This is a genomic window from Brevundimonas staleyi (genome assembly GCF_041893865.1).
Taxonomy (GTDB): Bacteria; Pseudomonadota; Alphaproteobacteria; order Caulobacterales; family Caulobacteraceae; genus Brevundimonas; species Brevundimonas staleyi.
Genome location: NZ_CP169082.1, coordinates 439237 through 455493 on the forward strand (window position 1 = coordinate 439237; position 16257 = coordinate 455493).

Annotated in this window: 17 protein-coding genes and 1 tRNA gene; 8 read left to right on the plus strand and 10 right to left on the minus strand. The window is 69.0% G+C overall.

The features are described 5' to 3' along the window. Window positions 1-27: 27 nt before the first annotated feature. The 3 genes from ACETK8_RS02280 to grpE are packed head-to-tail and all read left to right on the plus strand — an operon-like array spanning window position 28 to window position 2278. Window positions 28-591 carry a GNAT family N-acetyltransferase gene (locus ACETK8_RS02280; RefSeq protein ID WP_374037902.1) on the plus strand — a complete coding sequence of 188 codons (564 nt, stop codon included), beginning with the start codon at window positions 28-30 and terminating at the stop codon, window positions 589-591. Beyond that, a complete protein-coding gene (gene hrcA / locus ACETK8_RS02285; RefSeq protein ID WP_374037903.1) occupies window positions 588-1658 on the plus strand; it encodes a heat-inducible transcriptional repressor HrcA in 1071 nt (356 codons plus the stop codon). Before ACETK8_RS02280 ends, hrcA begins: the two co-directional genes overlap by 4 nt. Then, window positions 1655-2278 carry a nucleotide exchange factor GrpE gene (grpE, locus tag ACETK8_RS02290; RefSeq protein WP_374037904.1) on the plus strand — a complete coding sequence of 208 codons (624 nt, stop codon included), beginning with the start codon at window positions 1655-1657 and terminating at the stop codon, window positions 2276-2278. Before hrcA ends, grpE begins: the two co-directional genes overlap by 4 nt. A gap of 141 nt (window positions 2279-2419) precedes the next feature. Here the strand turns inward: grpE and ACETK8_RS02295 are convergent, their stop codons facing one another. From ACETK8_RS02295 to ACETK8_RS02305, 3 genes are all read right to left on the minus strand, one after another. Beyond that, on the minus strand, window positions 2420-3319 hold the full coding sequence (locus tag ACETK8_RS02295; protein ID WP_374037905.1) for a dienelactone hydrolase family protein: 900 nt from the start codon (window positions 3317-3319) through the stop codon (window positions 2420-2422). A gap of 76 nt (window positions 3320-3395) precedes the next feature. Next, on the minus strand, window positions 3396-4001 hold the full coding sequence (locus tag ACETK8_RS02300) for an alpha-ketoglutarate-dependent dioxygenase AlkB (protein ID WP_374037906.1): 606 nt from the start codon (window positions 3999-4001) through the stop codon (window positions 3396-3398). Between the two features lie 43 nt (window positions 4002-4044). After that, window positions 4045-4395, minus strand: coding sequence for a hypothetical protein (locus tag ACETK8_RS02305; protein ID WP_374037907.1), 351 nt, complete (start codon window positions 4393-4395; stop codon window positions 4045-4047). Between the two features lie 321 nt (window positions 4396-4716). Here ACETK8_RS02305 and dnaK point away from each other — a divergent pair, with 321 nt between their 5' ends. From dnaK to dapB, 3 genes are all read left to right on the plus strand, one after another. Continuing rightward, window positions 4717-6618: a molecular chaperone DnaK gene (dnaK, locus tag ACETK8_RS02310; RefSeq protein ID WP_374037908.1), complete on the plus strand. Its 1902-nt coding sequence runs from the start codon at window positions 4717-4719 to the stop codon at window positions 6616-6618. Window positions 6619-6780: 162 nt separating this feature from the next. Next, a complete protein-coding gene (dnaJ, locus tag ACETK8_RS02315; RefSeq protein ID WP_374037909.1) occupies window positions 6781-7971 on the plus strand; it encodes a molecular chaperone DnaJ in 1191 nt (396 codons plus the stop codon). A 40-nt stretch (window positions 7972-8011) separates the two neighbouring features. Then, window positions 8012-8761, plus strand: coding sequence for a 4-hydroxy-tetrahydrodipicolinate reductase (gene dapB / locus ACETK8_RS02320; protein ID WP_374037910.1), 750 nt, complete (start codon window positions 8012-8014; stop codon window positions 8759-8761). A 179-nt stretch (window positions 8762-8940) separates the two neighbouring features. On the opposite strand, the gene trmB is transcribed toward dapB, so the two are convergent. From trmB to hemC, 7 genes are all read right to left on the minus strand, one after another. Next, on the minus strand, window positions 8941-9642 hold the full coding sequence (gene trmB / locus ACETK8_RS02325; RefSeq protein WP_374037911.1) for a tRNA (guanosine(46)-N7)-methyltransferase TrmB: 702 nt from the start codon (window positions 9640-9642) through the stop codon (window positions 8941-8943). A 43-nt stretch (window positions 9643-9685) separates the two neighbouring features. Next, entirely contained in the window at window positions 9686-10063 is a 378-nt protein-coding gene (locus ACETK8_RS02330) for a hypothetical protein (RefSeq protein WP_374037912.1), read from the minus strand. A gap of 168 nt (window positions 10064-10231) precedes the next feature. Next, window positions 10232-11422, minus strand: a complete 1191-nt coding sequence (gene metK, locus ACETK8_RS02335; protein ID WP_374037913.1) for a methionine adenosyltransferase — start codon at window positions 11420-11422, stop codon at window positions 10232-10234. Window positions 11423-11520: 98 nt separating this feature from the next. Further along, complete coding sequence (locus tag ACETK8_RS02340; protein ID WP_374037914.1) at window positions 11521-12270, minus strand: carbonic anhydrase; 750 nt, start codon at window positions 12268-12270, stop codon at window positions 11521-11523. Window positions 12271-12331: 61 nt separating this feature from the next. Then, window positions 12332-12407 (minus strand) — tRNA-Thr (locus ACETK8_RS02345). 45 nt (window positions 12408-12452) lie between these two features. After that, window positions 12453-13136 (minus strand): uroporphyrinogen-III synthase, encoded by a 684-nt coding sequence (locus ACETK8_RS02350; protein WP_374037915.1) that lies wholly within the window; start codon window positions 13134-13136, stop codon window positions 12453-12455. Between the two features lies 1 nt (window position 13137). Further along, a complete protein-coding gene (gene hemC / locus ACETK8_RS02355; RefSeq protein ID WP_374037916.1) occupies window positions 13138-14067 on the minus strand; it encodes a hydroxymethylbilane synthase in 930 nt (309 codons plus the stop codon). A 37-nt stretch (window positions 14068-14104) separates the two neighbouring features. Here hemC and tsaD point away from each other — a divergent pair, with 37 nt between their 5' ends. Together tsaD and ACETK8_RS02365 are read left to right on the plus strand one after the other, a co-directional pair. Then, entirely contained in the window at window positions 14105-15226 is a 1122-nt protein-coding gene (tsaD, locus tag ACETK8_RS02360) for a tRNA (adenosine(37)-N6)-threonylcarbamoyltransferase complex transferase subunit TsaD (protein ID WP_374037917.1), read from the plus strand. A gap of 30 nt (window positions 15227-15256) precedes the next feature. Then, entirely contained in the window at window positions 15257-16255 is a 999-nt protein-coding gene (locus ACETK8_RS02365) for an NAD(P)H-dependent glycerol-3-phosphate dehydrogenase (protein ID WP_374037918.1), read from the plus strand. Window positions 16256-16257 lie beyond the last annotated feature (2 nt).

The window sequence follows — 16257 nt, forward strand, 5'->3', positions numbered from 1 at the left end:
TCGTGGCGGGCTGCTTATCCTGAAAGGGTGAGCCTGTATGCCCCTCAGAACCAGCAAGCCATCGACGTAAGGCTGCGCCCGGCGACGGTGGCCGACGCGCCGATGCTGGCCGCTTGGGACCGGGAGCCGCATGTGATCGCCTGTTCCAGCGACGATGCGGAGGCCGAAGTCGCGTTCGGCGGGGAGATCGACTGGACCGACGAACTGGGAAGTTCGGCCTATGAACTGGACTACCGGATCGCCGAGGTCGAGGGGCGACCGGTGGGGGTGCTGGCCATCTGCGATCCGCATACGGAGCCCAGCCATTACTGGGGCGAGATCGAGCCGAACCTGAGGGCCATCGACATCTGGATCGGGCCGAAGGAATGGCTGAACCGGGGCGTGGGGACGGTGATGATGAGCCGGATCATCGACGAGTGTTTCGCGGCGCCCGAGGTGACGGGGATCGTGATCGATCCCTTGAATTCGAACGTTGCCGCGCACCGCTTCTATCGGCGGCTGGGGTTCGTGGCCGAGGGGCGGCGGATGTTCGAGGACGACGACTGTCTGGTCCACAGGCTCACGCGGACGGATTGGGAGAAGGGGGCATGAGCATCCTGCACGGCTCCCTCGCCCTGCCGACGCTGGACCAGCGGGCGCGCGACATCTTCCGCAGCGTGGTCGAGACCTATCTGGAGACCGGGGAGCCGGTGGGGTCGCGGACCGTGTCGCGGGGCGGGGTGCATCTGTCGCCGGCCTCCATCCGCAACACCATGCAGGATCTGACGCTGGCGGGGTTGTTGGCCGCGCCCCACACCTCGGCGGGGCGGATACCGACACACGCGGGCCTCAGGTTGTTCGTCGACGGCCTGCTCGAGATCGGCGACGTCGGTCAGGAGGAACGGCGGGAAATCGACGCGCGGCTGGTCGGTCGGGGCAAGAAGTTCGAGGACGCGTTGAACGAGGCCTCGGCCCTGCTGTCGGGTCTGGCGGGGGGCGCGGGCATCGTGGCCAGCCCGGTGCGCGACGCGGGCGTGAAACATGTGGAGTTCGTGGCGCTCGGGTCCGGACAGGCCCTGGCGGTTCTGGTCGCCGACGACGGGACGGTGGAGAACCGGCTGATGCCTCTCGCCGCCGGGGTGACGCCTTCGATCCTGCAGGAGGCGTCGAACTTCCTTTCGGCGCGGATGAAGGGGCGGTTGCTGTCCGAGGCGCGTCAGGAGATGGGGGCGGAGCTGGCGGCGGCGCGGACCGAGCTGGATGCGGCGGCGGCAAGGCTGGTCGAGGACGGTCTGGCGGCCTGGTCGGGCGGGGCGGACCGGGAGCGGTCGCTGATCGTGCGGGGCCGGGCCAACCTGTTGAACGATGCCGGCGCGGCCGAGGATCTGGAGCGGGTCCGGGTCCTGTTCGACGATCTGGAGCAGAAGGAACAGCTGATCGGTCTGCTGGACGGGGTCAATGCGGCGCAAGGGGTGCGCATCTTTATCGGCGCCGAAACGCGCCTGTTTTCGCTTTCGGGTTCCGCCGTCGTCGCGGCGCCCTATATGACGGGCCGACAAAGGGTTCTGGGCGCCATCGGCGTGATAGGCCCGACGAGACTGAACTACGCCCGCATCATTCCGTTGGTGGACTATACCGCCCGGGTGCTGGGGCGCATCCTGGACGGACAAGACACGTGACCGATACGCAAGACCCGAACTACGACGCCCTGGACGAGGCGGAACTGAACGCCGAGCACGGTCTGGATTCCGATCCGGAAAGCCTCTTGCCGCTGGACCAGATCATCGCCGAGCGCGACGAGTGGAAGGACCGCGCCATGCGGGCCGCGGCCGAGGCCGACAACGTCAAGCGCCGCACCGAAGGCCAGATGAACGACGCGCGCGCCTTCGCCATCCAGCGCTTCGCCAAGGACCTGCTGGGCGTGGCCGACAATCTGGAGCGCGCCCTGATGGCGGCGCCCAAGAACGCCGACGCGGGCGAGGCCGGTCTGGTGACGGGTCTGGAGCTGACGCAGAAGTCGCTGTTGCAGGCGTTCGAGACCAATGGGCTGAAGCGGGTGGCGCCGGGACCCGGCGACGTCTTCGACCCGCACCTGCATCAGGCCATGATGGAACAGCCCTCGGCCGAGGTGCCGGGCGGGACCGTGCTGCAGACCATGCAGGCCGGCTACGAACTGTTCGGTCGCACCGTGCGTCCGGCCATGGTCGTGGTCGCCGCCAAGGGCTCCGGCCCGCAGGGCGCGAACCCCTATGGCGCGGCCGGCGGGGCCTCGGGCGGGACGTTCGACGGGAAGGCTTGAGCCAAACCCGCTCATCCCCGCGAAAGCGGGGACCCAGTTCTTTCGTGAGGCACGGTGCGCGGGATGAGGGTGAGGTGCGCGCCATTCAGCATTGGCGCGCCCAAATCACTGGGTCCCCGCTTTCGCGGGGATGAGCGGAATTTATCGAAGCTTCGCCTCGAACAGCGCCAGCAGGCGCGCCCAGCCGTCGGCGGCCTCGGTCGCGCGGTAGGATGCCCGATAGTCGGCGTGGAAGCCGTGCGGGGCGTCGTCGTACAGCTTGATGCCGCTCTCGGTCTGGCCGGCGGCGGCGAGCGCCTCCTGCATGGCGGCGACGGTGTCGTTGGGGATGCCCTGGTCCTGGCCGCCGTAGTTGCCGATGACGACGCCCTTGAGGTCGCCCGCGAGATCGACCGGATAGGGGCGGCCCGCCTCGATCTGCTCGGGCGTGGCGGTCGACGAGGGAGCCAGACGGCCGTACCAGGCGACCCCGGCGTCGATGGCGGCGAAGCGGGCCGCGGCCTGCCAGACCACCTTGCCGCCCCAGCAGAAGCCGGTGATCCCGACCTTGTCCGTATTGGCCCAGAGCTGGCCGGACGCCCATTCCAGCGTCGCCGAGATGTCGCCCATGACCTGTTCGTAGCCGGCGGCGGCGACGATGGCCTGGATGCGCTGCATGTCCGACAGGGGCGCCGGATCCTCGACGCGGACGAAGAAGGCCGGGGCGATGGCGGCGTAGCCTGCCTTGGCCAGGCGGCGGCAGACGTCCTGGATATAGGCGTGCAGGCCGAAGATCTCCGACACCACGATCACGACGGGGAAGGGGCCCTCGCCCTCGGGCCGGGCCACATAGGCGGGCAGGTCGAAGCCGTCGGCGGAGGGGTAGGAGACCATCTCGGTGGTCAGGCCCGCGCTGTCCGTCGTGATCGGCTGGGCCTCCTGGGCCAGGGCGGCGACGGCGTAGCCGGTGAAGACGGCCCCGGCGGTCAGGCCGCCCAGCGCGCGGCGGGAGAAACGGAAATCCTCGGCGGTCTGGCCTTCGGGGCGGATCAGGACGGTCATGGGCGTTTCCTTCTCGATTTCGGGGCGGACTGTGACGAGGCCGGGCGGTTCCGTCGAGTCACCGCCCCGTGAGGCCTCAGGTCGCACGCCTGAGCGTCAGGTTGATCCGCCCGCCGCCGGGGATCAGGCGGGACGACCCGGCCAGCAGCCGGTCGATCCCGTGCCGCGCCAGCCGCGACGGGCCGGTCAGGGCGCAGACGTCGCCGGAGTTGAGCTTCAGCGACCGCGTCGGCCCCTTGCCCGCCGGACCGATGCGGAAGACGGCGGTGTCGCCCAGCGAGACCGACAGGACCGGGGCGCCGAGATCGGTCTCGTCCCGATCCTGATGCAGGCCCATGCGGGCGTCCTCGCGATAGAGATTGACCAGACAGGCGTCGGGCGGTGTGGGCCAGTCGGCGAGGTCGCGCCACAGGTCGAGGAGGACGCTCGGGATGGGCGGCCAGGGGCGGGCGGTTTCGGGATGGGTCGGCTGGTAGCGGTAGCCCGCGCGGTCGGAGACCCAGCCGAGCGGGCCGAGGTTGCTCATGCGGACGGAGAAGGGCTGTCCGCCCGGCGTGACGGGGCGGTAGAGGGGGGCGGCTTCGAGGGCCGTCTGGATTTCGGCGAGGAGGCCGGCCTGGGCGGCCTCGTCCAGCCGACCGGGCCAGTAGTGAAATCCGGGGAGGTCGGGGAAGGGCTGCATCGGGCTCAAGTAGTGAGCGACCGCGTCGCGAGCGATAGCCCCGCTATCTGGTGAAATAATAGTCCGCGACCTGGCAGGCGTTGACGCCGTCGCGTTGCAGGGTCTGGCCGTTGTCGAACTGGGCGCGCAGGGCATAGCGACAGGCGCCGGACCCGTCGTCCATCCGCACCACCATCGAGGCGCCCGGCGACAGGGTTCCCGTGCCCAGAAGATCGCCACCCCAGTTGCCGCCCGAGGAGACCTGAAGGTGGGTCATCGGCCAGCCGGTCTGGTTGTGGACCCGGACATTGCGGTTGAAGGCGTCGTTCGACTGGACCGGGGAGACGCCCATCAGGAGCGCCGAGGCGCCGACGGCGATCAGGGCGAGGCGCAGGGTGCGAGCCGGGGAGGGCATCATCGGGGTCCTGGTACAGGCGGGCCCGTGACCCGCAATCGGGCCACAGACTGCCTCAAGCGCCGATTCAATGCACCTGATGAGGCCTGACTCCGGCGGATTCGCCGCACGAGACGCATCAGGCCCTTGCGGGGGATGGCGACTTTCCCATATCCCGCACAACCCGAGAGACCCCGCGAACCGTGGGGTTTCACGGTAATTGTTCCCAACCTGCCGTGCTCCCGGTCCCGGGAGGCGGCGCAAACAAAACGGGGGCGGTCACGCGCGGCGCTTTCTGATAAGGCCGCCGCATCGCCCGCCAGACGGAGAAAAGACAGGCTCATGGCCAAGATTATCGGTATCGACCTCGGCACCACCAACTCGTGCGTCGCCGTCATGGACGGCAAGAACCCCAAGGTGATCGAGAACGCCGAAGGCAACCGCACCACCCCGTCGGTGGTCGCGATCCAGGACGGCGGAGAGACCCTGGTCGGTCAGCCGGCCCGCCGCCAGGCGGTGACCAACCCCGCCAACACCTTCTTCGCCATCAAGCGCCTGATCGGCCGCAATTTCGACGACCCCGTCGTGGCGAAGGACAAGGGGATGGTCCCCTATGAGATCGTCAAGGGCCCGAACGGCGACGCCTGGGTGCGCGCCAACGGCAAGGACTACTCGCCGCAGCAGATCTCGGCCTTCACCCTGACCAAGATGAAGGAGGCCGCCGAGGCCTATCTGGGCGAGACCGTCACCCAGGCCGTCATCACGGTTCCGGCCTACTTCAACGACAGTCAGCGTCAGGCGACCAAGGACGCCGGCAAGATCGCCGGTCTGGAAGTGCTGCGCATCATCAACGAGCCGACCGCGGCCGCGCTCGCCTATGGCCTGGACAAGAACGACGGCCAGAAGATCGCCGTCTACGACCTGGGCGGCGGCACCTTCGACGTCTCGATCCTGGAGATCGGCGACGGCGTGTTCGAGGTGAAGTCGACCAACGGCGACACCTTCCTGGGCGGTGAGGACTTCGACGTCCGTCTGGCCGACTACCTCGCCGACGAGTTCAAGAAGGAACAGGGCGTCGACCTGCGCCAGGACAAGCTGGCCCTGCAGCGCCTGCGTGAGGAGGCCGAGAAGGCCAAGAAGGAGCTGTCCTCGACGGCCCAGTACGAGGTCAACCTGCCGTTCATCACCATGAACGCCTCGGGCCCGCTGCACCTGAACATCAAGCTGTCGCGCGCCAAGCTGGAAGCCCTGGTCGACGACCTGATCCAGCGCACGATCGAGCCCTGCGTGAAGGCCCTGAAGGACGCCGGTCTGAAGGCTTCGGACATCGACGAGGTCGTTCTGGTCGGCGGCATGACCCGCATGCCCAAGGTGCAGGAGGCCGTGAAGGCCTTCTTCGGCAAGGAGCCGCACAAGGGCGTGAACCCCGATGAAGTCGTGGCCCTGGGCGCCGCCGTTCAGGCCGGCGTTCTGCAAGGCGACGTCAAGGACGTGCTGCTGCTGGACGTGACCCCGCTGACCCTGGGCATCGAGACCTTGGGCGGCGTCTTCACCCCGCTGATCGAACGCAACACCACGATCCCGACCAAGAAGTCGCAGGTCTTCTCGACCGCCGACGACAACCAGTCGGCCGTGACCATCCGCGTCTTCCAGGGCGAGCGGCCGATGGCCCAGGACAACAAGATGCTGGGTCAGTTCGACCTGATGGGCATTCCGCCGTCGCCGCGCGGCATGCCGCAGATCGAGGTCGCCTTCGACATCGACGCCAACGGCATCGTCAACGTCTCGGCCAAGGACAAGGCGACCAACAAGGAACAGTCGATCCGCATCCAGGCCAACGGCGGTCTGTCGGACGCCGACATCGAGAAGATGGTCAAGGAAGCCGAGGCCAACGCCTCCGCCGACAAAGCCAGGAAGGAACTGGTCGAGGCCCAGAACGCGGCCGACAGCCTGATCCACTCGACCGAGAAGGCCCTGGCCGACCACGGCGACAAGGTCTCGGGCGACGACAAGACCGCCATCGAGACCGGCCTGGCCGAGCTGAAGACCGCCCGCGAGGGCACGGATCCGGAAGACATCCGGACCAAGACCAACACCCTGGTCCAGGCTTCGATGAAGCTGGGCGAGGCGATGTACGCCCAGAGCGCCGGCCAGGCCGGTGAAGACGCGCCCGCCGACGACGGCGTGGTCGATGCGGAGTTCGAGGAAGTCTCGGGCGACGACGACCAGAAGAAGAGCGCCTAATCGTCATGGTCCTCCCCCGCGAGCCGGGGGAGGACCGTGGCTTTCATGAAACTTGCATCAGGCCATCCGGCGCCCATGTCCTCCTTGGGCCGCCGTTCCGCTTGCGCGCTTCGAAAAGAGACGTGATCGGAATGTTCGGGGCTGGCTTAGGGACGTCTGTAAATGGCGCGTGACTATTACGAGGTGCTGTCGGTCGAGCGGACCATCGACGCCGCCGGCCTGAAGTCCGCCTATCGCAAGCTGGCGATGGAGCATCACCCCGACCGCAACGGCGGCTCGGAAGAGTCGATGGCCAAGTTCAAGGAGATCTCCGAGGCCTATACGGTCTTGTCGGACGATCAGAAGCGGGCCGCCTACGACCGGTTCGGCCACGCGGGCGTCAACGGCGGCGGGGGCGGCTTCGGCGGGGGCCAGCAGGGCTTCCACGACGTCAACGACATCTTCTCCCAGGTCTTCGGTGACGCGTTCGGCGACGTCTTCGGCGGCGGCGGGCGTCGCCAGTCGAACGGCCCGCGTCGCGGTTCGGACCTGCGCTACGACCTCGAGATCACCCTGGAGCAGGCCTATCAGGGCGCCGAGGTCGAGATTTCGGTCCCCACCACCGCGACCTGCGACACCTGCGAGGGCTCGGGCGCGAAGAACGGGGCCAAGCCGACCACCTGCTCGACCTGCCAGGGCGCGGGCCGCGTGCGTCAGGCCAACGGCTTCTTCCAGGTCGAACGGACCTGCCCGTCCTGCGGCGGTCAGGGCCAGCGCCTGTCCCAGGCTGATACCTGCACCACCTGCCATGGCCACGGTCAGGTGCGGAAGAACCGCAAGCTGAGCCTCAAGGTGCCGGCGGGCGTGGACGACGGCTCGCGCATCCGCCTGTCGGGCGAGGGCGACGCCGGCCAGCGCGGCGGACCGCGCGGCGACCTCTATGTCTTCATGTCCGTGGCCCCGCACGACCTGTTCGAACGGGACAATCTGGACCTGCTCTGCACCGTGCCGGTGCCGATGACGGTCGCGGCGCTCGGCGGCGACATCGAGGCGCCCTGCCTGGTGTCGGAAGCCTGCGACGGCAACTGCAAGGCCCCGGTGTCGGTGCCTGCGGGCGCCCAGACCGGCAAGACCATCCGTATTCGCGGCAAGGGCATGCCCCATCTGAACGGCCGTCAGCGCGGCGATCTGGTGGTCGAACTGTTCGTGGAGACCCCGACCGACCTGACGCCCCGCCAGAAGGAGCTGATGCAGGAACTGGCCGCCTCCTTCGGCGAAAGCCAGAACCCGAGGAACTCCAGCTTCGCCGGCAAGGCCAAGCGGTTCTGGGCCGATATTCTGGGTTCGGAAGACACGCGCGAAACGACGCAGTAAGACGGTTCACCGAACCGAAAGGCCAAGGGGGCCTTGAGACTTGAGCGAACTGTTCCACGTCGGGATTTCCGGCGCACGCGGCCGGATGGGCCGGGCCGTCTCCCAGGCGCTGGACGCGCGTGAGGACGTCATGGTCTCGGTGCGGTTCGACTGGGGCGAGACGCCGGACCTGAGCCTGTGCGACGTGGTCATCGACTTCTCGACGGCCGAGGCCTCCGTGGCATTGGCGGAGACCTGCGCCGAGCGTGGCGGACCGGCCCTGGTGATCGGTTCGACGGGCTTCTCGCCGGAGCAGGAAGCCGCCTTGCAGGCGGCGGCCGAAAAGGTCGCCATTGTGCGCAGCGGAAACTTCTCTCTGGGCGTCAACATCCTGATCGGCCTGGTCGAACATGCGGCGCTGCGTCTGGACGCCCGCGACTGGGACATCGAGATCACCGAGGCCCATCACAGGAAGAAGATCGACGCGCCCTCGGGCACCGCCCTGATGCTGGGCGAGGCCGCCGCCGCCGGGCGGGGGCATGATCTGGAAGAGCTTCGCAGCGCCCCCTACGACGGGATTTCCGACGAGCGGAAGACGGGGACGATCGGCTTCTCCTCCATCCGCGCGGGCGGGATCGTCGGCGAGCACACCGTCCTGTTCGCCTCGGACGACGAGGTCCTGACCCTCAGCCACTCGGCCATCGACCGCAGCCTGTTCGCCAAGGGGGCGGTGGCGGCGGCGGCCTGGGTGCGGACGCGACGCCCCGGCCTCTACGACATGCAGGACGTGTTGGGGTTCAGGCAGGCCTGAGGTGGCCCTTCTCCCCTCGGGGGAGAAGGTGGCCCACGGAGCCGCGCTGTTTGAGCGCACACCGTCACCCTCGGGCCTGTCCCGAGGGTCCATTCATCCGCCGCAACGAGGATTCCTGCGAGCCGGACCTGGTGACCCATGGATCCTCGGGACGAGCCCGAGGATGACGGAGCGAGGTGTTAGACCTTCTCGAACTCGAGGAACAGGGGGTCGGTGTCGCCCAGCTTCTTTTCCTCGTAGCGGGTGACGACGTGGTCCTGCGGCGCGACCTTCCAGTCCGAGGCCTCGTCCGCCAGCCAGCGGAGGCCCGGCGTGGCCAGGAACCGCTCCAGCGCCCAGCCGGCGTAGTCCTTCCAGTCGGTGACGAAGCGCAGACGTCCGCCGGGCTTCAGCTTGGACGCCAGTTTGGCGGCGAACTCCGGCTGGATCAGGCGGCGCTTGTTGTGACGCGCCTTGTGCCAGGGATCGGGGAACAGGATCATGATCCGGTCCAGCGACCCGTCCGGCAGGGCGTCCACCACCGCACGCGCATCGTCGGCGTGGAGGCGAACGTTCTTCAAGCCCCCCTCCTCGATGTGACGCAGCGCCGAGGCCACGCCGTTCAGGAAGGGCTCGCAGCCGATCATCAGGGCGTCGGGGTGACGCGCGGCCTGGGCGGCCAGATGCTCGCCCCCGCCGAAACCGATCTCCAACCAGGCCGCCTTCGCGCCGGGCATCAGGGCGGCGAGGTCGATCGGGCCCGCCGACGGATCGGGGACCTGAACCTGGGGCATCAGGGTGTCGAACAGGGCGGCCTGGCGCGGCTTGATCGGGCGCGACTTGATGCGGCCGAAGGTGCGCAGCGGCGTATCGGGGCCGTGGGAAGAAGGCGGGGTCGTCATGGCGCGCTCGATAGCCCGTCATGACGACCCTTGAAAGGCGAGATCAGTCGCCGTTGGTGCCGTAGATGCCGTCGTTGGTCACCACGACGTATTCCAGGTCGCAGAAGTCCAGACGCTCGGTCCACTCGTCGCCGTCGGTGAAGACGATCTTCACATAGTAGTCGCAGGCGTCGTCGGAATCGTAGAAGCGCATGGCGACGTCGTCGTGAGCCTCCAGGACGCGGGTCGGCATCCAGTCGCGGCTCCAGGTCCCGCCCGGCTCGCCGGTCTGGAAGGTCAGGATGGTGTAGTCGCTCTGGTTGACCAGATCGAAGGTGTAGTAGTCGCCGTCGGCCTGACGCACCGGTTCGGCGGCGGACGCGGCCGAGGCGCCGGCCAGAAGGGTCAGGGCGGCGATGGCCCCCGTCACAAAGGCTTTCATGTCTCTAGTCCCCCAAGGTCCGACGGAGATCGCCGGAGCCTGGGCGTATTGAGACCCGGCCCCGTCAGGCGTCAACGCGGGGGACCGCGACTGTCAGGAACGATCATCAGATGCGAAAACGGGCGGAACCGCGAGGTCCCGCCCGTTTCGTCTTGTCGGCTATGAAGCTTAGGCCAGGGCCTTGAGCTGGTCGACCAAGTCGGTCTTTTCCCAGCTGAAGCCGCCGTCGGCGTCCGGCGTCTGGCCGAAGTGGCCATAGGCGGCGGTGCGGGCGTAGACCGGCTTGTTCAGGCCCAGGTGCTCGCGGATGGCGCGCGGGGTGGCGCCGCCGATGAAGCCCAGGATGTTCTCTTCCAGAACGGCTTCCGAAATCTTGCCCGTGCCGTGCAGGTCGACGTGGATCGACTGGGGCTTGGCCACGCCGATGGCGTAGGAGATCTGGATGGTGCAGCGGTCGGCCAGACCGGCGGCCACGACGTTCTTGGCCAGGTAGCGGCAAGCGTAGGCGGCCGAGCGGTCGACCTTGGTCGGGTCCTTGCCGGAGAAGGCGCCGCCGCCGTGCGGGGCCGCGCCGCCGTAGGTGTCGACGATGATCTTACGGCCCGTCAGGCCGGTGTCGCCGTCCGGCCCGCCGATCTCGAAGATGCCGGTCGGGTTGATGTGCCAGACGGTGTTCTCGTCGGTGAAGCCTTCCGGCAGGACTTCCAGGATGTAGGGCTTCACGAAGTCGGCGACCTCGGCGGCCTTGCCGACGGCGTGCTGGGTCGACAGGACGATCGAGGTCGCGCGAACCGGCTTGCCGTCCTCGTACTGGATGGTGACCTGCGACTTGGCGTCGGGCTCCAGGATGGTGCCGCCGGCGTGGCGGACCTCGGCCAGGCGCTTCAGGATGTTGTGGCTGTAGGCCAGGGTGGCCGGCATCAGTTCCGGCGTCTCGTTCGAGGCGTAGCCGAACATGATGCCCTGGTCGCCCGCGCCCTCATCCTTGTTGCCGGCGGCGTCGACGCCGACCGCGATGTCGGCCGACTGGCCATGCAGGCGGTTGATGAACTCGAAGGTGTTCCAGTGGAACTGGTCCTGTTCGTAGCCGATGTCCTTGACCGCGGCGCGCACGGCGGCCTCGATCTCGGCCTCGATGCCGGGCGCCCACTCACCGTCCGTGCCCATGATGCCGTTGCCCCGGATCTCGCCGGCCAGCACCACCAGGTTCGTCGTCGTCAGGGTTTCGCACGCCACGCGCGCGAACGGGTCCTTGGACAGGAACAGGTCCACGACCGTGTCAGAGATACGGTCCGCGACCTTGTCGGGGTGGCCCTCGGAAACGCTTTCCGAGGTGAAGAGGAAGGAAGAACGGGACAAGTGAGATCGCTCCGAGCAGCCGTGTGACGGCGAGGTTGGCCGGAGACATATAAAGATATGCTTATATGTTCAAGAGAGGGCGCGAACGGCCCTCGTCTTCAGTGCCCCGAGCGCAGCAGGAAACGGCGGTGCAGGGGCTGGATCGGGCGGGTGTTGCCGGGGTGGATGCGCTCGAAGGCGTCGATCTGGGCCTGGGATGCCGTGATCGGATCGTTCAGCACGACCCAGTCGACCGTCTCGCTGCACGGCGGGGTGGTCAGGGAGCCCTCGTAACGGAAGAAGTCGCGTCCGGCGGGCAGGAAGCCGTTCGGGTCCAGCGACGGATGGGTCTCGGCGCCCAGGCTGTCGAGCACGGCCTGAAGCGGCGCCGAGGCCTCGCCCGTTTCCGCGAAGACGCCCAGCACCCCCAGGATTCCGTCCGGCCCGGCGTGGACGAAATGGATCTCCAGCGGGAAGCGGCGACCGTTCAGCAGGTGTTCGGCAGGCTGATGGACGTGGAACTGCAGCATCCGATAGGTCTTTCCGCCGACCGTCATGGTCGAGCCGCCGCCTTCGGACGCGGCGGGGGCGTCCATCTGTATGGCGTGGCCGGTGTCGCGGGCGGCGGCGGGCATGGCCGACCAGTCGATCCGCAGCGGCCCCAGATCGGCGGCGATGGCTCCGGTCAGGTCGATGGGGCTCTCCTGCTGGCCCACGGCGCAGGCGGCGTTGGCGGGATCCAGCTCCGACCACCGCTCCGGCCCGGTCGTTCCGCCATAGGTCCAGGTCTGGGCGTGACCGCCATGCTCCTGCGCGCTCGCCGCACCGGCCACGGCCAGGGCCGCTGTGAGGATGAGATGAAACCGCATGATGGCGCTCCCCGCTGAATGCGGAGACCCATACAGGGCCATGTCGGTCTTGGGGAAAGAATGGTGCCGCTTAGGTGACTCGAACACCTGACCCCATCATTACGAATGATGTGCTCTACCAGCTGAGCTAAAGCGGCCCTGTCGGGAGGCGGCCGGGTGGCCACGACGACGGAAGCGGCTCTTTATACGTTGACCCGCGGCTTGCCAAGCGCTGCGAGAAGCCTGTCTTCGGTCGGGGCCTCGGCGATGCGGATTTCCGCGAATCCGAGGGCCGTCAGAGGCTCAGCGGCGGCCAGGGAGATGGCGATGGCGATGCGGTCCCCGACGGCGCCGGGCGCGAGACGGGCGGCCAGGGCGCGGGCGGCGCGGGGGGAATAGATCAGGACGGCGTCCCAGGCGTCGGGCGCGGACGTGTCGGTCTCGACAGCCTCGTAGACGGCGACGGTGGTGATCCGGGCCGCGTCGCCGACGAGGGCGGCGAGATCTCCGGCGGGTTCGGCGGCGGCGGGGTGGAGGATGGCGCGGCCCACCCCCTCGGCGCGGATCAGGGCGGCGAGGGCGGGAAGGTCGCCGTCGGCGGAGCGGACGTCGGTGAAGCCGGCCTCGCGCGCGGCGGCGGCGGTGGCGTCGCCGACGGCGAAGACGGGGAGGGCGCGGTCGGCTGAGCGATCGGCGAAGGCCCTCACGCCGTTGCGGCTGGTGAAGGCGAGGGCCTGGATCCCGGTCAGGTCGGGGCGAACGTCGAGCGGGCGGACTTCGAGGAGCGGTGCGACGACGGGTGTGAAGCCGAGGCCCGACAGGCGGTCGGCCGAGTGGTGGGCGCCGGGCTTGGCGCGGGTGATCCAGACGGTCTGGACTGTGGTCATGTCAGCCCGGGAGGGTCTGGTCGCCCGCCGCGAGGTGGACCTGATGGCCCAGCTGTTCGCCCAGGGTGCGGGCGGCGGCCTCGCCCTCGACCACGCCGAGCGTGCCCGCGCGACGCCAGCGGGCCGTGCCGTCGGGGGCCAGCATCTCGGTGGTCAGGGTCAGGTGGTCGTTATCGAGAATGGCGTGGGCGCCGACGGCGGTGCGGCACGAGCCTTCGAGCGCGACCATGGCGCCCCGCTCGGCGGCGATGGCGAGCGCCGTGTCGGCGTGGTTCAGGGCGGCGACCCAGGCGTGGTCCGTGTCGCCTTCGCGGGTTTGCAGAGCGAGGGCGCCCTGGCCGGGGGCGGGCAGGAAGGCGTCGAGAGACAGGTACTCGCGGACGGCCTCGGTGCGGCCCAGCCGGTTCAGGCCGGCGGAGGCGAGCAGGATGGCGTCGAACTCGCCGTCGGCGGCGCGGCGCAGGCGGGTGTCGATGTTCCCGCGCAGCATCTCGATCTGGAGATCGGGACGCAGCGCCAGGGCCTGGGCCTGCCGGCGCAGGGAGGCGGTGCCGAGGCGGGCGCCGTGGGGCAGGGCGTCGAAGCTGTCCCAGTCGCGGCTGATGAAGGCGTCGCGGGCGTCTTCGCGCTCGGGGATGGCGGCCAGGGTCAGGCCGGGGGGCTGTTCGGCGGGCACGTCCTTCATCGAATGGACGGCGATGTCGATGCGGCCGTCCAGCAGGGCCTCCTCGATCTCCTTGGTGAACAGGGCCTTGCCCCCGACCTCCATCAGGCGGCGGTCCTGGATGCGGTCTCCGGTGGTGACGATCTCGACCAGCACGACCTGTTCGAGAGTCAGATCCATGGCGGCGGCGATGGCGCGCTGCATCATGCCGGACTGGGCCAGGGCCAGGGCGGAACGACGGGTGCCGATGCGGATGAGGGGGGCCATGGTTGCGCGGGTCCGGCGGGGTCGCTACCTCGACCCGATGAGTAGGAGCGCGGACTATAGCAGCGACGGCAAGGCGGCAACCGAACTGACCGTTCTGGGCCTGGAGACCAGCTGCGACGAGACGGCGGCCTCGGTCGTGCGGCTGACGCCGGACGGCGTGGCGACGGTGCTCTCCTCGGTGGTCCATTCCCAGATCGACGACCATGCGGCTTTCGGCGGGGTGGTGCCCGAGATCGCGGCGCGCAGCCATGTGGAGATGATCGACGGGGTCACCCGCCGGGCCATGGCCGCGGCGGGCATAGGCTATGAGGCGCTGGACGGGGTGGCGGCGACGGCCGGGCCGGGTCTGGTCGGCGGGGTCATGGTGGGTCTGGGCTTCGGCAAGGCCGTGGCCCTGGCGCGCGACCTGCCTCTGGTGGCGGTCAACCATCTGGAGGGCCATGCGGTCTCTGCAAGGCTGGGAGCGAAGGTGGAGTATCCCTTCCTGCTGCTGCTGGTCTCGGGCGGTCACTGTCAGCTTCTGGAGGTGCGCGGCATCGGCGACATGAGCCGGCTGGGCACGACCATCGACGACGCGGCCGGAGAGGCCTTCGACAAGATCGCCAAGGCCATGGGCCTCGGCTACCCCGGCGGGCCGGCGCTGGAGAAGATGGCCGAGACCGGCGACGGGTCGCGCTTCGACCTGCCGAGGGCGCTCCTGGGGCGGAAGGACTGCGACTTTTCCTTCTCGGGGCTGAAGACGGCGGCGTCGCGGCTGGCCCAGACCTGCGAGACGGATCAGGACAAGGCGGATCTGGCCGACGCGGTCCAGAACGCCATCGCGCGCCAGCTGTCGGAACGGTCCGACCGGGCGATGGCGGACTATCTCGAACGCCACGAACACAGGCTCTTTGTGGTGGCTGGCGGCGTAGCGGCCAACAAGACGGTGCGGCGGGTGCTGGAGGCGACGGCGGCGAAGCGCGGCTTTTCGTTCCTCGCTCCGCCCATGGCCTATTGCACCGACAATGCGGCGATGATCGCCCTGGCGGGGGCGGAACGGCTTCAGCTCGGGCTCATTTCGGATATCGACGCGCCCGCCCGCCCGCGATGGCCGCTGGACGAGGCGCGCGCTCTGGCCGATCCTGTCCATCCGACCGGGCGCAAGGGCGCCAAGGCCTAAGAAGACTGAACGGCGGGACAGGGAGGGTTCATGGCGTATCGCACCGCAGGGGTCATCGGCGCAGGGGCCTGGGGCACGGCCCTGGCCCTGGTCTGCGCCCGCGCCGGGCTGGACGTCATCCTGCAGGCGCGCGAGCCCGAGGTGGTCGAGAGCGTCACCAACCGCCGCATCAACGAGGCCTTCCTGCCCGGAGTGGTGCTGGACGACCGGATCTCTGTGACGTCGGAGCTGGGGGCGTTGGGCGTCTGCGATCTGGTTCTGGCCGTGCCGCCGGCGCAATACATGCGGGCGACGCTGGACGCCTATGCCCCGCATCACCGTCAGGGCGCGCCCATCATTCTCTGCTCCAAGGGGATCGAGCGGGGGTCGCTGAAGTTGATGACCGAGGTCCTGGCCGAGACCATTCCCGATGCGCCCGCCGCCGTCCTGTCGGGCCCCAGCTTCGCGGCCGATGTGTCCAAGGGCCTGCCGACGGCGGTGACCCTGGCCTGCGAGGACGCAGGCCTCGGCGAGGCCTTGATGGAGACCCTGTCGGGTCCGGGCTTCCGTCCCTATCTGGCGACCGACCTGATCGGCGCCGAGGTCGGCGGGGCGATCAAGAACGTCCTGGCCATCGCCTGCGGGATTTCGGAAGGGCGCGGCCTGGGCCGCAGCGCCCACGCGGCCCTGATCACACGCGGCTTCGCGGAGATGACCCGTCTGGGCACGGCCCTCGGCGGAGAAGCGGCGACGGTGGCGGGGCTGTGCGGCCTGGGCGACCTCGTCCTGACCTGTTCCAGCCCGCAGTCGAGGAACATGAGCCTGGGTCTGGCCCTGGGTCAGGGCCAGACGATCCAGCAGGCGCTGGCCGGCAAGCGGTCGGTGGCCGAGGGCTATGAGAGCGCGCCGGCTGTGCGCGAACTGGCGCGGAAGGTCGGGGTGGAGATGCCGATCTGCGAGGCCACGGCGGCGCTTCTGGCCGGAGAGACCACGGTCGACGCCATGATCGAGGCCCTGTTGTCGCGCCCGCTGAAGGCCGAGCGGGAATAGGG

What these genes read in the sequence shown, in the direction of transcription:
- hrcA (WP_374037903.1), top strand. Translation starts at nt 588, where the DNA reads ATGAGCATCCTGCACGGCTCCCTCGCCCTGCCGACGCTGGACCAGCGG.
- ACETK8_RS02295 (WP_374037905.1), bottom strand. Translation starts at nt 3,319, where the DNA reads ATGACCGTCCTGATCCGCCCCGAAGGCCAGACCGCCGAGGATTTCCGT.
- ACETK8_RS02300 (WP_374037906.1), bottom strand. Translation starts at nt 4,001, where the DNA reads ATGCAGCCCTTCCCCGACCTCCCCGGATTTCACTACTGGCCCGGTCGG.
- ACETK8_RS02305 (WP_374037907.1), bottom strand. Translation starts at nt 4,395, where the DNA reads ATGCCCTCCCCGGCTCGCACCCTGCGCCTCGCCCTGATCGCCGTCGGC.
- dnaK (WP_374037908.1), top strand. Translation starts at nt 4,717, where the DNA reads ATGGCCAAGATTATCGGTATCGACCTCGGCACCACCAACTCGTGCGTC.
- dnaJ (WP_374037909.1), top strand. Translation starts at nt 6,781, where the DNA reads ATGGCGCGTGACTATTACGAGGTGCTGTCGGTCGAGCGGACCATCGAC.
- trmB (WP_374037911.1), bottom strand. Translation starts at nt 9,642, where the DNA reads ATGACGACCCCGCCTTCTTCCCACGGCCCCGATACGCCGCTGCGCACC.
- ACETK8_RS02330 (WP_374037912.1), bottom strand. Translation starts at nt 10,063, where the DNA reads ATGAAAGCCTTTGTGACGGGGGCCATCGCCGCCCTGACCCTTCTGGCC.
- ACETK8_RS02340 (WP_374037914.1), bottom strand. Translation starts at nt 12,270, where the DNA reads ATGCGGTTTCATCTCATCCTCACAGCGGCCCTGGCCGTGGCCGGTGCG.
- ACETK8_RS02350 (WP_374037915.1), bottom strand. Translation starts at nt 13,136, where the DNA reads ATGACCACAGTCCAGACCGTCTGGATCACCCGCGCCAAGCCCGGCGCC.
- hemC (WP_374037916.1), bottom strand. Translation starts at nt 14,067, where the DNA reads ATGGCCCCCCTCATCCGCATCGGCACCCGTCGTTCCGCCCTGGCCCTG.
- tsaD (WP_374037917.1), top strand. Translation starts at nt 14,105, where the DNA reads ATGAGTAGGAGCGCGGACTATAGCAGCGACGGCAAGGCGGCAACCGAA.
- ACETK8_RS02365 (WP_374037918.1), top strand. Translation starts at nt 15,257, where the DNA reads ATGGCGTATCGCACCGCAGGGGTCATCGGCGCAGGGGCCTGGGGCACG.